Here is a 13,595-nt window from a genome sequence, read left to right on the forward strand (position 1 = left end):
TTATCGAGATGACGTTAGCTTACTTCAATAACGAAAACATTTGTTGAAGTAGTTGCACATTGCCTGAAAAATAACGCTTCGCAATCATCTCATTTTTCGCGCCAGATTTACGCATTTTATCCGCTTCTCTCACTTTTAATGCCATCATCATGTCTGGGGACACTTGGCTATCTACCGTCTCTTTAGAGTCAGTTAATGAGGATAAGTAGCTATTAATACTCTTTGATTCTACAGATAACTCTGTATGCAAAGAGGCCGTTAGTAACTCATCTTGCATTACCTGCAATAAGCGCTGTTCAGCAAGTTCCGTTAAATTATGTGATTGGAGTTTTTGTAATCCAGCAACTAATAAAGGGCTCATCTCAACGTAACCGCCGTGAGATGGTAGCAATTCGCGAGTCCTTACTGAAAACTTAATAGTAGAGATACTAGAGTTCGGTACAATAGTGATTGAAGATAAAGCATCAAACGGAAGCCAAAACCCTTCTCCAGGCAGAATCAAGTATTCCCATTGACCTAAACGAATAAGCGCGGCACCAGTGAGAACAGAAACGAATTCATAATGGTTCTTTTTCTTTCTCGCTGTATAAAAAAGATGGGGATGTGTCTCTGAGTGAAAAGTGATCGCGTTTTTCATAGGTACCTCTAAATTTGAGTTCGTAACTTTACTGGTTTTTACCTAAAAATCAACGGATTCTCTATCGTAAAAGCGATATTTACTCATGGATGGTACGACCACTGTAATTGATCACGTACAAGTGAAACAAAATCAAGTAGAATATGACCTCATTTCCTTTTTGGTAACCAGAAGTCTAAAAATGACCACACAAGATATCTATCAAGAAATTCGCCCATATAATGATGATGAAGTTCCTGCTGCTATTGAGCGTTTAATTTCTGATGATGAATTCATTACCGCTATTCTGCATTACAAGTTTCCTTCTGCCTCTAAATTTTTATTTTGGCTATTAGCGCCATTATTGCGTTGTAAGCTGCGTCGTTCACTATCTAAGATCACCACGATAGAAGACGTACAGTTGAATGTTGCGACGTATTTGAATAAGACCGTTAAAAAGACAACCAATGGTATTACCTATACTGGACTGGATAAATTAGACCCGAATCAAGCGTATTTGTTTGTTTCTAATCACCGTGATATTGCCATGGATCCCGCATTAATGAATTGGGTTTTATACAATAACAAGATGCAAACGGTTAGAATCGCGATAGGTGATAACTTATTGAAAAAGGCTTGCAGTACGGAATTAATGAAGCTGAATAAAAGTTTTATCGTAAAACGCTCAGCAAAAGCCCCTCGTCAAATGCTTAAAGCGCTAGGGCAGTTGTCTGCTTATATTAAGCACTCTTTAGAAACCAATAACTCTATCTGGATCGCGCAGAAAGAAGGTAGAGCAAAGGATGGTAATGACTTTACCGATCCTGCAATTTTAAAGATGTTTCATGTTGAAGGCCGTAAACGTAAAGAGAGCTTTCCTGATTACATGAATAGCTTAAAGATAGTTCCTGTATCTATCTCCTATGAAAATGATCCATTAGATGTTCAAAAGGCTAAAGAGTTGAATGCCGTAGCAACATTAGGCTCATATGAGAAAGGAGAATTTGAAGACATCGATAGTATTATCAAAGGGATCATTGGTAATAAGAAACGCATTCACATTCACTTTGGTGACGTTGTCACTTCGGCACCAGAATCTGCTGATCTATTAGCACAAGAGATGGATCAACAGATAACAAAGAATTACCATCTGTTCCCAATCAATTATGCAGCAGCGAATGTTGACTCTGATACCGTGACAAAAGAAGTGAAACAAGAGTTAGAGACTAAGTTGGAACAGTTGTCATTACAAGAACAGCCTTATCTGCGTGCGCTTTACGCCAACCCAGTAAAGAACGCACAATAATGACTCATCATTAATTAAACAATTTTTTATCCCAATGTGGTGGATTACCCACTTGTTGGGATAAAAAGTCAATAAAGGTTCTAACTTTAGGAGGTAAATGCTGGCGTCTTGGATAGACTGCATAAATAGGCAATACCATGTCTGCTTGCCATTCCGTTAATAAACGTACCAAAGTGCCATTTTCAAATTCATCTTCAAGTAAATAGCTCGCCAAATAGGATATACCTGCTCCGGCTTTAGTTGCATCTAAAATCGCCGATGCATTATCTATTTTAAAAATACTCTGCACTTTAACAACTTGATGGACGCCGTCGCGAGTAAATTCCCATTCATTGAACTTTCGCTCATTACTATAATAAGCAATACATTTATGTTTACTTAGATCAGCAGGTCGAGAAGGTAATCCATTCTCTTTAATGTAACTTGGTGCAGCCGCGACGATAAAATGACAATCGGCAATTTTTCTCGCAATCATGCCTTCGGGTAAGTCATCATGTATGGCTATCCAACAATCAAGTCCATCTTCTAACAATTTTGGCTTATGATCGAATAGGGTAACTTCCAGTTCAACGTCAGGATATTGTGCTTGAAACTCAGCAAGGGCATGAATGATATGCCGATTACCAAAAGATTGTGCAATACCAACTTTAAATACACCAGATATTCTACCATGGTGTGCATCTAACAAGGCATCCGCTTCATAAGCAATATCAATGAGCTTTTGACTGTATTCGGCGTATTGCAGACCTAGCTCTGTGATCGAAACCGAACGATTATTACGCTGGACTAACTGGCAATCTAAGCGAGTTTCTAAGGCTTTTATCTGCTTTGATACATGAGATTTAGAGATACCTAATTTTTCAGCAGCACGCGTAAAGTTCAACTCATTGGCTACCGTAGCAAAGATCACCATTTGATGCAGATTGTCTAACATTATCAAACCTAAAGAAAAAACAGTCTTCTATTGTAATGCTACTTAAAAATATAACCATCAACTTTTATGGTTTCTGGAAATTCAGTGATTTGTTGGCCACCAAGATAGATATTCCCCTTGACTACTAAGTCAGCGGGTAGGGTTGTGATTTGGGAATAACCAAGATAAAGGTTCCCTTTTACAACTAATTGTTTCGGCAAATTAACTAACGGGGTTCGAATAACACTTAAATCACCATTTACCGTTAATCGTTGAGGTAGCTCTGTTAAGCCAGAGCCAGCAAAATTGATAAAACCTGCCACCTTAATACCACGAGTATATCGCTTGAGTTGGGTTGTTCCAGCCAGATTTAAGTAGCCTTTTACTTGTGTCCCTATGGGAATGTTCTTAATCTTCGTATTGGCTAAATTAAGATCACCATCGACGATTAAGCCCTTAGGTAACTTTTTGATGTGACTATTGGCAAGATTTACATTGCCTTTAAGCTCAAGGTTCTCGGGGAGTTCGGTGTAATTTGTATGTCGTAAATTAATATTTCCATAGCTATCAATATGATTTATCAAACGATGTTTATTAAGCATCTCAGCCATTAAAGGTGAGGAGAGAAGGCTTGATACCATTAGTAAAGCCAAAGAAATGTGTGATTTAGACATAATATAGACAACATAAAGTTAGTGACTTGTTTATTATCGACTACAGATGGAATATGTTTAATTTCAAATCGGTGATATAAGTCTTATTTTTCGATTTTTTTTATTAAAACACATTTGCTATAGTGAAATTTGGTATTTTATACCACAGCGATAAATAGACTCGCGAGTAATTCAAACATTAAGGAGACGTAATGTCTAAAGCGACTGGTACTGTAAAATGGTTTAACGAAGAGAAAGGTTTTGGTTTCATCGCACAAGAAAACGGACCTGACGTGTTTGCTCACTTCAGCGCGATTCAATCAGACGGTTTCAAAACGTTGAAAGAAGGCCAAGCCGTAACTTTTGATGTTGAGCAAGGCCCTAAAGGCCCTCAAGCAAGCAATATTCAAGCGGCTTAGTACCAAGATATTAATAAAAAGGCTCTCAATGTGAGAGCCTTTTTTCTTTGTTATCTATCACAGATTATTTTCTAAGAGAACGAGTCTTTAGTTCGTAAATTAGTTTTTCTGCGCTGCAAGAGAATTTCAAGCGAGCGTGAAGTTCTTTTTCGTCATTAGTCAGTTCAATACTGTGCTCAACGTCATCACATACTTCTTTTGCTAAAGATAGGTAATTAGCAAATTCCGCTTCTAATTGTGCTTTATTGTTAGCGAAGATACTTACTTCAGCAACATCATCTCCCTCTTTAATCACAAAACCCATTTCTGCACTACAGCCACACGAATCGCATGGTACATTCTGTTCAACTTCAGAAGTCATCGTTTGTTTCCTCATATAGTTATATATCGATATACTAAGCTTGTTCATATTAGAAAACTAGTATTTATAACAAGCATCTGAAAAAAATTCCCATAGTAACTAATATTCAAATATCAATAACATAATTACAACCTGGGAGTAAAACCTCAAAATATGAACATTTCTGACAAATCTTTGTCAGAATTCAGAGCGGTGTATTGTAATTCCGTACTGTATAATACAGAATGCAGAATGAACTTAGGCAGGGTTGAGCAGCAAACAGATATTTCGTTGAATATGTGATTCTTATATTTGAGAATACTTTGACGGCTAGATTGCGATAATATGTTTAACGTGCAAAATATTATAAAAAATCATACAAATGGACTTGAATCTTATAAATTAACTTAATTGGATCATTAGTTAATTTTTACGATTGATTTCTTAATGGACTAACTACATAGAAGAGTTTTATTATGCCAAAAAGAAGTAAAGAAGATACTGAAATCACCATCCAGAAGATCATGGATGCGGTTATTGATCAACTGTTACGCTTAGGCTATGACAAAATGTCATACACGACATTAAGCCAACAGACTGGTGTATCAAGAACCGGTATTAGCCACCACTTTCCAAAGAAAACTGACTTTACTGCTGCTTTAGATGGTCGTATTTTCCGTCTATTTTCTGAACGCCTTGAAATGCAAGGTGATAAGCAAGCATTTATCGATAGTTGGATATCTTCTTTAGAAGACGAGCAATTCCGTGCGATTTTACGTCTTTTATTCCACCATATCGTTACTTCTGCAAATGCTCATGAATTTGCTCACAATGGCATTGAGCGTCTATATGGCATGGTTGAAGATCTATATGGTGAAGAAAGCCGTAAAGATCTTGAATGGCTAATTGGCCTTTCTTTAATTCGTATGGCTAAGTAATTTATTATTTAGTACAGAAGCTTATCGGTATTACTATCGATAAGTTTTTTTTTGCATTCAAAACCAATTAGAGCTTATACTCTACTTATTGGAGGGGTTATGCTAAAAATTACACGTCTATCTGCTTTATTAACCACATTTATGTCTCTGTCTGTTTGCGCTAAATCGGTGGATTTCGATAGTGCATGGAAAAATGTACTCAATAATCATAATGGCATTGCCGCTGAGCGCATGAATGTTCAACGTCAAGAGTCATTAGCTTCAGGGACTTCTGATCTCAATTTACCTTCAGTTACATTAAGTGCAAATTACACCTATCTGGATGATGACGTTACTGTTTCAGGGCAGCAACTTCTTGATAGTACTAATACAAATCCAGCAATAGCAGGAATATTAGGTCAATTCATTGGTCCCGTGACTTCAACACTAAGTGAGCGTGATATTTTCACTAGCTCAATTCGTGCTATTTGGCCAATATTTACTGGTGGGCGAATTTCTGCCGCTGAAAGTGCCGCAGAAGGAAAAACAGACGAAGCACGCAGTAAATTGAAAATGAAACAACAAGCCTCTTATGAAGATCTAGCTAAGTATTATTTTAGTGTCGTTCTCGCTAATGAAGTCGTTAAAACCTATAGCGAAGTAGAGCAAGGATTAGCAAAACACAGAGACAGTGCTATTAAACTGCAACAACAAGGGCAGATCGCCAAAGTTGAGCGCCTTCAAGCCGATGCGTCATACGATAAAGCGCGAGTTGATTTACGTAAAGCACAACAAGACTCTGATATTGCGAAAGCAGCCTTAGCCAGTATTTTACAATCAAAAGAAACCATGACTCCTGAGACTGAACTTTTTACTAATTCTTCTTTACCTCAGCTAAGTGCTTTCATAGATAACACATTAAATACTTACCCCGGTCTTGATTTATTAGAGGCCAAAGAGCGTCAAGCAAGCAGTTTAGTTAAAGCAGAAAAAGGACGTTATTATCCTGAAATTTATTTATATGGTAACTACAATCTGTATGAGGGAGACAGTTTATCTTCAGAGATAGCCCCTGATTGGATGGTGGGAATCGGTGTAAATGTACCTTTGATTGATAATAAAGGCCGTTCAGATAAAGTCGTCGCCGCACATAATGCGATTCAGCAAGTTCAATATTTGAAAAAACAAGCTCAACAAGATCTCGCATTATTGGTAGAAAAAACGTATAGAGAAGCACTTCAAGCTATCGATGAATATGAAGGACTTGCCTCAAGTTTAGAACTCGCGTCGGAGAATGTATTACTGCGTGAAAAAGCGTTTAAACAAGGTTTGTCTACGTCATTAGATGTGGTCGATGCTGAACTGTATTTAGCGAGTATTAAAACTCAACGTTCTTTAGCGTCTTTTAACTATGTTATCTCTCTGGTTAAATTACTGGCATTAAGCGATCAAACAGACACGTTTGTTCAATACCAACTTCAAGCAAGAGAAGGAAAATAATATGAGTCAGTTAAAAAAAGTTATCGGCTCTCTTGCCGTTGTTAGTGTGGTTAGCTGGGTTGGTTATAGCTTTTGGGCAGCGTATCAACCTCGCCCTGAATTACTTCAAGGTCAAATAGAGGCTGAACAATATAATATTTCCTCTAAGGTTCCAGGACGGATAGAAAATGTATTTGTCAAAAAAGGGGATATGATCGAAAAAGGCCAACCTGTTTTTTCATTATATAGTCCTGAGATAGAAGCTAAACTAGCACAAGCCAAAGCAGGAGAGGCAGCTGCAAGTGCATTAGCCGATCAAGCAGAACAAGGTGCTCGAACTCAACAAGTGGCTGCAGCAAAAGATCAATGGCGAAAAGCCAAAGCAGCCAGTCAGTTACTTGAGAAAACGTATGCACGAGTTAATAACCTTTATAAAGATGGTGTCGTAGCAGAGCAGAAAAAAGATGAGACGTACACTCAATGGCAAGCGGCGAAATACACTGAAAGTGCTGCATACCAAATGTATCAAATGGCGAAAGAGGGGGCTCGTTCAGAAACCAAACGCGCTGCTAATGAAAAAGTAAAAATGGCTATGGGTTCAGTTGCTGAGGTTGAAGCCTATGTTGCCGATACGAAAATCAATAGTTGGTACAATGGTGAAGTATCACAAGTCATGCTTAATGCTGGTGAAATTGCACCTCAAGGTTTTCCTGTCGTTAGTGTAATAGACATAAAGCAAGCGTGGGCGGTGTTCCATGTTCGTGAAGATAAATTAAAAGCGTATAAGAAAAATCAGACAATTGATGTTTACTTGCCTGCACTCGATCAAACCGTTCCATTTACGATCACGCATATTGCGGTAATGGGTGATTATGCGACATGGCGAGCAACCGATAATAGTCAGGGGTTTGATTTGAAAACCTTTGAGGTTGAAGCGCATCCAGTGAATGACATTCCGAATCTACGCGTAGGCATGAGTGCCGTAGTAAGAATAGATAAATAATGTATATCACTTGGTTATAGTTGGATCGTTATGAAAATTTTTTGGCGCTCTTATTGTTCAAATCCATGGTTAATAGCGGTTACCTTTGCTTTACCTTTGGTATTATCTCTCATTATTTGGTGGGTATTTTCAGCATCTGTCGTGCGAGAGCTGCCTATTGATGTGGTGGACCTGGATCAGTCTAGTTTATCAAGAATGATCATTCGTGATTACGATGCAACGCCGACGCTTGCTGTACGAACTATTCAACCTAATAATGAGATTGCAAATCAAGCATTAAAACGGGGTGAAAATTACGGCTATATAGTTATCCCAAATCACTTTGAGCGCGATATCTTACTTGGTAAAAGCCCAAAAGTATCTGGTTTTTATAACGGACAATTCATTCTAATTGCTAAACAAATTAACTCCGCGTTAATGCAAACGGATATGACGATTCAAGCTAAATTATCGACGGTAAAAGCATTAAGCACTAAAGAGACCGCATGGATTCAAGCTATTAATTCTGCAGTGCCGATTAACGTTCAGATCACTCCTTTGTTCAATCTTGGGAGTAATTATAATCAATTCTTGGTTTCTGCTGTTTTGCCTGCAATTTGGCAAATGGCGATCATTGTAGGTATGATCTGGGCAATGAAAAATGAAATGATTCGCACAAATAGTCAGAATATAAGAGTGTGGTTTGATTCACAAAGCATCAAGCAAATACTTCAATTTATCTCCGTCTATTTTGTGGTGGCAATGGTATTAGGTTGTCTGCTTTTTTACTTTCTATATGGCATTTTACGCTTCCCATTCGATGGCCAAATTCCATCATTTTTATTCGCGATGAGTACTATGGCATTCGCGTGTATTAGTTTAGGTTGTGCGATAGGCTATGCGACGAATGATATTGTCAAAGCGATGAGTATTTCAGGTGCTTACACTGCGCCAAGTTTTGCCTTTCTTGGTGTGACTTTTCCTGTTTCTGATATGAATGGCCTTGCCACATTCTGGCACTCTATTTTACCAGCAAGCCATTTTGTACGATCTCAAATAGAACAAGCGAATTATGGCTATACTTTTATACAAACCACACCGAATTTAGGTGCGTTATTGTTATTCACATTACCATTACTGTTGCTTATGACCCGTTTAAGGAAGTAGCTAATGTCATTAATATCTATCATAAAAAATGAAGCAAAGGCTATTTTTACTAACAGCACCATTTTAATGGCGATGATAGGGGGTGTATTATTTTACGCCTTTTTATATCCACTTCCTTATCTACAGCAAAGCCCTGAAGAGCAAAAAATCACAGTGGTTGATCTCGATAAATCTGATTTAAGTCGTCGTTTTATTCGTATGGTTAATGCATCACAGCAAGTCGATGTAGTTGAACAAGCAGAGAGTGTTGCTGAGGCTAAGCAGCAATTTCTTGATAACACGGTTAGTGGATTTCTGGTGATCCCATATCAATTTTCAAAAAACTTACAACTTGGACAAGCACCCACAGTCGCATACGCAGGTGATGCCTCTTATTTCTTAATTTATGGCACTATTGTTGAAGGCTTAATGAAAGCGGGTGGCACCATTACGGCACAATATCGTATCGCTCATATGGCCATCGATGGAATGCCGATTAATACAGCGATAAATACATTTCAGCCATTTAAGTCAAATTACATTCCAGTGTTTAATCACAATATGGGTTACGTGCAATATGTCGTACCAGCCGTCTTTATACTTATCTTACAACAAACGTTATTAATGGCTGTCGGAGTCAGACAAAAAACAACTAAGATAAGCGAAAATTCAGCAGCTCAGCTAGTGGTTCGATTTGGGATATTTTTACTATCAGAATTAGTCTTAGCCGGTTTCTATTTTGGTTATGTTTTTGATTTTTATCATATAGGTCGTTTCTCAAACCCTATTGATTTGATCACCTTACTCGTACCTTTTATTTCTGCTGTGATCTTACTCGGTATGTTATTAGCTCGATGGTTTCCAACCCCTGAAAGCATTTTGTTAGTTGTTTTATTCAGTTCAATGCCGATTGTTTTTAGTGCTGGTTTTATCTGGCCAAGTGAACTTATTCCAGCAGTACTTACCGAGGTAATGCATTTACTGCCAAGTGGTTTTGCTATTAATGGTTTTCTTACCTTGAATCAGCAAGGGGCGGGATTAAACAGTGTCTTCTCTAATATGCTAGGGCTTTATGGCTTGTGCTTGGTATATGGTTTGTGTTTGTTTATCAGTAAACGAAAATAGATCTTAATTCCCCCTCGTGATCTTGAAAAAGCTAAGCCTATTGCACAATATCAAGAGTCACTACTTCACAATAGAGCTTTTGAGGTATAATTAGTCTTATTTCAAAAAGGAAAATGAAATGGGACTTTTTTCACGTCTATTTGACTCTTCCCCTAAACAAGAACCAGTCATCGAACCAATCGAATACAACTCCTTTCTTATCTACCCAAACTCTGAGCGAGATGGAAGTCAGTTTCGTATCGCTGGAAAAATAACAAAAGAGATTAATGGCGAACTCAAAGAGCATCGCTTTATTCGGTCTGATGTTATTTCATTGAAGACTGATGCTGATGAATTGATGGTAAGAAAATCAAAAATGTTGATTGATCAAATGGCAGAATCAATTTTTAAATAAATGTAAATTAATTGATTTAGATTACGACGCTATTAGTTTTACACTCTATACTTATTGTTTAAAATCAATCAGTAACATTAAGTGGTTTGACCTCTGTTTTATAATCAGCAATATGTTGTTTATTTACTAAATAGAGGTGAGAATAAACGGACATTTATTTTTTGTAATAAAATGATGTGATTTTATTACAAATCACTTGAATTAGTATCTTATGTTCGATACAACAAAGGTATCAATTCAAGCCAATAGTAAAGGAATAACTATGCAAATTGGTGTACCTAGAGAAGTACTCGCGGGAGAGACCCGTGTCGCTGCCACTCCAAAAACAGTTGAGCAGCTATTAAAACTCGGTTTTACCGTCGCTGTAGAATCTAAAGCCGGTATCTTAGCCAGTTTTGATGACTCCGCATTTGAAAAAGCAGGCGCTACCATTGTTTCTGCTGATGATGTTTGGAGATCAGAACTTATCCTTAAAGTAAATGCACCTCAAGTTAACGCCGAAACCGGTGTTGATGAGTTTGAGTTACTTCAAGATGGTGCAAGTTTAGTTAGCTTTATTTGGCCAGCTCAAAATGAAGAATTACTTGCTAAATTAGCCACAAAAAATATCAATGTTCTGGCGATGGATTCTGTTCCTCGTATTTCACGCGCACAAGCATTAGATGCATTAAGCTCAATGGCAAATATTGCAGGTTATCGTGCTGTGGTAGAAGCCGCTCATGAATTTGGCCGTTTCTTCACTGGCCAAATTACGGCCGCGGGTAAAGTTCCACCAGCAAAAGTACTTGTTGCTGGTGCGGGTGTTGCTGGCCTTGCTGCTATTGGTGCCGCGGGTAGCCTTGGGGCGATTGTTCGTGCATTCGATGTTCGTCCAGAAGTAAAAGAACAAGTCCAATCAATGGGTGCCGAATTCCTTGAAGTTGATTTCAAGGAAAACTCTGGTTCTGGTGATGGCTACGCAAAAGAAATGTCTGATGAGTTCAACAAAAAAGCAGAAGAGTTGTATGCCGCTCAAGCTAAAGATGTTGATATCATTATTACAACTGCACTTATCCCTGGTCGTCCTGCACCAAAGCTGATTACTAAAGCCATGGTTGATAGCATGCAAGCGGGCAGTGTGATTGTTGATTTGGCGGCTGCTAATGGCGGTAACTGTGAATACACAATAAAAGATCAAGTTATCACCACTGACAATGGCGTAAAAATTGTGGGTTATACTGATATGGTTGGTCGTCTTCCAACTCAATCATCACAACTTTACGGCACAAACTTAGTTAACCTTCTTAAGCTTCTATGCAAAGAGAAAGACGGCAACATCAATATTGATTTTGAAGACGTTGTTCTTCGTGGTGTTACTGTTGTTAAAGAAGGTGAAGTCACATGGCCTGCGCCACAAATTCAAGTTTCAGCTCAACCTCAAGCCAAAGCGGCACCAAAAGCTAAGGTAGCTCCGAAAGTTGAAGAGCCAATGTCTCCAGTTAAAAAGTTCGGCATCATCGGTGCTGGTATTGCCGCGTTTGGTTGGGTAGCGTCTGTTGCTCCTGCTGAATTTTTAGCACACTTTACCGTTTTCGTTCTTGCCTGTATTGTTGGTTATTATGTGGTATGGAATGTCAGTCATTCATTACATACTCCACTGATGTCAGTAACGAATGCCATTTCAGGGATCATCATTGTAGGTGCATTACTGCAAGTTGGACAGGGTAGTGCTGTTGTTTCATTTTTAGCATTTATTGCAGTTTTAATCGCGAGTATTAATATATTTGGCGGTTTTGCTGTAACCAAGCGTATGCTTGAAATGTTCCGTAAAGATAAGTAAGGGGTAGGATAATGTCAGCAGGATTAGTTCAAGCAGCATATATTGTATCTGCCGTTTTATTTATTATGAGTTTAGCCGGTTTGTCTAAACAAGAAACCGCTCGTTCTGGTAACTACTACGGAATGACAGGTATGGCCATCGCACTGATCGCGACCATCTTTGGTCCTGACTCTGCAGGTACAAGTTGGATCATCGTTGCGATGGCAATCGGTGCTGCAATTGGTATCTTCTATGCGAAGAAAGTTGAAATGACTGAAATGCCTGAGCTTGTGGCAATTCTTCACAGCTTTGTTGGTATGGCAGCAGTATTAGTTGGTTATAACAGCTATATCGATCACGGTGAATTAACTGGCGCGCTACTAAATATCCATTTAGTTGAAGTGTTCTTAGGTGTCTTCATTGGTGCTGTAACATTTACAGGCTCACTTGTTGCGTTTGGTAAATTGCGCGGTGTGATTAGTTCATCTGCACTTCAATTACCGTATCGCCATAAGCTAAACCTATTAGCGTTAATCGCTTCTGCCGCTCTTCTTTACTATTTTGTTAGTGTTGAAGGCAGCATGTTCGCAATTATCTTAGTCACACTAATTGCTTTCGCATTTGGTTACCATCTAGTTGCTTCAATCGGTGGCGCTGACATGCCAGTGGTTGTTTCAATGTTGAATTCATATTCTGGTTGGGCAGCAGCAGCAGCAGGTTTCATGCTATCAAATGATCTTCTGATTGTGACTGGTGCATTAGTTGGTTCTTCAGGTGCGATCCTTTCTTACATCATGTGTAAAGCAATGAACCGTTCTTTCATCAGTGTTATCGCTGGTGGATTTGGTCAAGATGTTGTTGTTTCTGACTCTGATGAAGATCAAGGCGAGCATCGTGAAACAACGGCTGAAGAAGTAGCAGAAATGCTTAAAAACGCTAAGTCCGTGGTTATCACTCCAGGGTACGGCATGGCAGTAGCTCAAGCTCAATATCCAGTTTATGAAATTACTGAAAAACTTCGAGCGCAGGGCGTTAACGTTCGTTTTGGTATTCACCCTGTTGCGGGTCGTCTACCTGGTCACATGAACGTACTGCTTGCTGAAGCAAAAGTACCGTATGATATTGTGCTTGAAATGGACGAAATCAATGGTGACTTATCTGAGACAGATACGGTTCTAGTTATTGGTGCAAACGATACAGTTAACCCTGCAGCGATGGAAGATCCAAACAGTCCAATCGCAGGCATGCCCGTTCTTGAAGTGTGGAATGCGAAAAACGTAATCGTATTTAAACGCTCGATGAGCACAGGTTACGCTGGTGTGCAAAACCCATTGTTCTTTAAAGAAAATACTGAAATGCTTTTTGGTGATGCAAAAGAAACATGTGTTGAGATCAGTAAACATCTTTAATTAAACGTGTTTTTAAATAGATTAAACCGAGTATTTAGTACTCGGTTTTTTTTCGTCCGTTTTCCGACAATAATACCAGCGTAATCATTAGATAATTG

The 13,595-nt window shown here is 38.6% G+C and carries 14 protein-coding genes; 10 read left to right on the forward strand and 4 right to left on the reverse strand.

What is annotated here, in order from left to right; all coding sequences use genetic code 11:
• Positions 1–19: 19 nt before the first annotated feature.
• On the reverse strand, positions 20–637 hold the full coding sequence (locus PVK62_RS15505; RefSeq protein ID WP_274445214.1) for an AraC family ligand binding domain-containing protein: 618 nt from the start codon (positions 635–637) through the stop codon (positions 20–22).
• Between the two features lie 181 nt (positions 638–818).
• On the opposite strand from PVK62_RS15505, the gene PVK62_RS15510 reads away from it, so the two are divergent.
• A complete protein-coding gene (locus PVK62_RS15510; RefSeq protein ID WP_274445215.1) occupies positions 819–1,922 on the forward strand; it encodes a 1-acyl-sn-glycerol-3-phosphate acyltransferase in 1,104 nt (367 codons plus the stop codon).
• Positions 1,923–1,932: 10 nt separating this feature from the next.
• Here the strand turns inward: PVK62_RS15510 and PVK62_RS15515 are convergent, their stop codons facing one another.
• Positions 1,933–2,856 carry a LysR family transcriptional regulator gene (locus tag PVK62_RS15515; RefSeq protein WP_274445216.1) on the reverse strand — a complete coding sequence of 308 codons (924 nt, stop codon included), beginning with the start codon at positions 2,854–2,856 and terminating at the stop codon, positions 1,933–1,935.
• 38 nt (positions 2,857–2,894) lie between these two features.
• On the reverse strand, positions 2,895–3,509 hold the full coding sequence (locus tag PVK62_RS15520) for a hypothetical protein (RefSeq protein ID WP_274445217.1): 615 nt from the start codon (positions 3,507–3,509) through the stop codon (positions 2,895–2,897).
• A gap of 191 nt (positions 3,510–3,700) precedes the next feature.
• Here PVK62_RS15520 and cspE point away from each other — a divergent pair, with 191 nt between their 5' ends.
• Complete coding sequence (gene cspE / locus PVK62_RS15525; RefSeq protein ID WP_122033231.1) at positions 3,701–3,907, forward strand: transcription antiterminator/RNA stability regulator CspE; 207 nt, start codon at positions 3,701–3,703, stop codon at positions 3,905–3,907.
• 64 nt (positions 3,908–3,971) lie between these two features.
• On the opposite strand, the gene PVK62_RS15530 is transcribed toward cspE, so the two are convergent.
• Positions 3,972–4,268 (reverse strand): YfcZ/YiiS family protein, encoded by a 297-nt coding sequence (locus PVK62_RS15530; protein ID WP_274445218.1) that lies wholly within the window; start codon positions 4,266–4,268, stop codon positions 3,972–3,974.
• Between the two features lie 455 nt (positions 4,269–4,723).
• On the opposite strand from PVK62_RS15530, the gene PVK62_RS15535 reads away from it, so the two are divergent.
• The 8 genes from PVK62_RS15535 (at position 4,724) to pntB (ending at position 13,497) form a co-directional block, all read left to right on the forward strand.
• Positions 4,724–5,185, forward strand: a complete 462-nt coding sequence (locus tag PVK62_RS15535; protein ID WP_274445219.1) for a TetR/AcrR family transcriptional regulator — start codon at positions 4,724–4,726, stop codon at positions 5,183–5,185.
• Between the two features lie 99 nt (positions 5,186–5,284).
• Positions 5,285–6,664: a TolC family protein gene (locus tag PVK62_RS15540; protein WP_274445220.1), complete on the forward strand. Its 1,380-nt coding sequence runs from the start codon at positions 5,285–5,287 to the stop codon at positions 6,662–6,664.
• Between the two features lies 1 nt (position 6,665).
• On the forward strand, positions 6,666–7,646 hold the full coding sequence (locus tag PVK62_RS15545; RefSeq protein WP_274445221.1) for an HlyD family secretion protein: 981 nt from the start codon (positions 6,666–6,668) through the stop codon (positions 7,644–7,646).
• A 30-nt stretch (positions 7,647–7,676) separates the two neighbouring features.
• Positions 7,677–8,792 carry an ABC transporter permease gene (locus tag PVK62_RS15550; RefSeq protein ID WP_274445223.1) on the forward strand — a complete coding sequence of 372 codons (1,116 nt, stop codon included), beginning with the start codon at positions 7,677–7,679 and terminating at the stop codon, positions 8,790–8,792.
• A 3-nt stretch (positions 8,793–8,795) separates the two neighbouring features.
• On the forward strand, positions 8,796–9,896 hold the full coding sequence (locus tag PVK62_RS15555) for an ABC transporter permease (RefSeq protein ID WP_274445224.1): 1,101 nt from the start codon (positions 8,796–8,798) through the stop codon (positions 9,894–9,896).
• A gap of 118 nt (positions 9,897–10,014) precedes the next feature.
• Complete coding sequence (locus PVK62_RS15560; protein WP_274445225.1) at positions 10,015–10,290, forward strand: HlyU family transcriptional regulator; 276 nt, start codon at positions 10,015–10,017, stop codon at positions 10,288–10,290.
• A gap of 262 nt (positions 10,291–10,552) precedes the next feature.
• A complete protein-coding gene (gene pntA / locus PVK62_RS15565; RefSeq protein ID WP_274445227.1) occupies positions 10,553–12,109 on the forward strand; it encodes a Re/Si-specific NAD(P)(+) transhydrogenase subunit alpha in 1,557 nt (518 codons plus the stop codon).
• A gap of 11 nt (positions 12,110–12,120) precedes the next feature.
• Complete coding sequence (gene pntB / locus PVK62_RS15570; protein WP_274445228.1) at positions 12,121–13,497, forward strand: Re/Si-specific NAD(P)(+) transhydrogenase subunit beta; 1,377 nt, start codon at positions 12,121–12,123, stop codon at positions 13,495–13,497.
• Positions 13,498–13,595 lie beyond the last annotated feature (98 nt).

This window comes from Aliivibrio sp. S3MY1 (genome assembly GCF_028765575.1).
GTDB lineage: Bacteria > Pseudomonadota > Gammaproteobacteria > Enterobacterales > Vibrionaceae > Aliivibrio.

What these genes read in the sequence shown, in the direction of transcription:
- PVK62_RS15505 (WP_274445214.1), bottom strand. Translation starts at nt 637, where the DNA reads ATGAAAAACGCGATCACTTTTCACTCAGAGACACATCCCCATCTTTTT.
- PVK62_RS15510 (WP_274445215.1), top strand. Translation starts at nt 819, where the DNA reads ATGACCACACAAGATATCTATCAAGAAATTCGCCCATATAATGATGAT.
- PVK62_RS15515 (WP_274445216.1), bottom strand. Translation starts at nt 2,856, where the DNA reads ATGTTAGACAATCTGCATCAAATGGTGATCTTTGCTACGGTAGCCAAT.
- PVK62_RS15520 (WP_274445217.1), bottom strand. Translation starts at nt 3,509, where the DNA reads ATGTCTAAATCACACATTTCTTTGGCTTTACTAATGGTATCAAGCCTT.
- cspE (WP_122033231.1), top strand. Translation starts at nt 3,701, where the DNA reads ATGTCTAAAGCGACTGGTACTGTAAAATGGTTTAACGAAGAGAAAGGT.
- PVK62_RS15530 (WP_274445218.1), bottom strand. Translation starts at nt 4,268, where the DNA reads ATGACTTCTGAAGTTGAACAGAATGTACCATGCGATTCGTGTGGCTGT.
- PVK62_RS15535 (WP_274445219.1), top strand. Translation starts at nt 4,724, where the DNA reads ATGCCAAAAAGAAGTAAAGAAGATACTGAAATCACCATCCAGAAGATC.
- PVK62_RS15540 (WP_274445220.1), top strand. Translation starts at nt 5,285, where the DNA reads ATGCTAAAAATTACACGTCTATCTGCTTTATTAACCACATTTATGTCT.
- PVK62_RS15545 (WP_274445221.1), top strand. Translation starts at nt 6,666, where the DNA reads ATGAGTCAGTTAAAAAAAGTTATCGGCTCTCTTGCCGTTGTTAGTGTG.
- PVK62_RS15550 (WP_274445223.1), top strand. Translation starts at nt 7,677, where the DNA reads ATGAAAATTTTTTGGCGCTCTTATTGTTCAAATCCATGGTTAATAGCG.
- PVK62_RS15555 (WP_274445224.1), top strand. Translation starts at nt 8,796, where the DNA reads ATGTCATTAATATCTATCATAAAAAATGAAGCAAAGGCTATTTTTACT.
- PVK62_RS15560 (WP_274445225.1), top strand. Translation starts at nt 10,015, where the DNA reads ATGGGACTTTTTTCACGTCTATTTGACTCTTCCCCTAAACAAGAACCA.
- pntA (WP_274445227.1), top strand. Translation starts at nt 10,553, where the DNA reads ATGCAAATTGGTGTACCTAGAGAAGTACTCGCGGGAGAGACCCGTGTC.
- pntB (WP_274445228.1), top strand. Translation starts at nt 12,121, where the DNA reads ATGTCAGCAGGATTAGTTCAAGCAGCATATATTGTATCTGCCGTTTTA.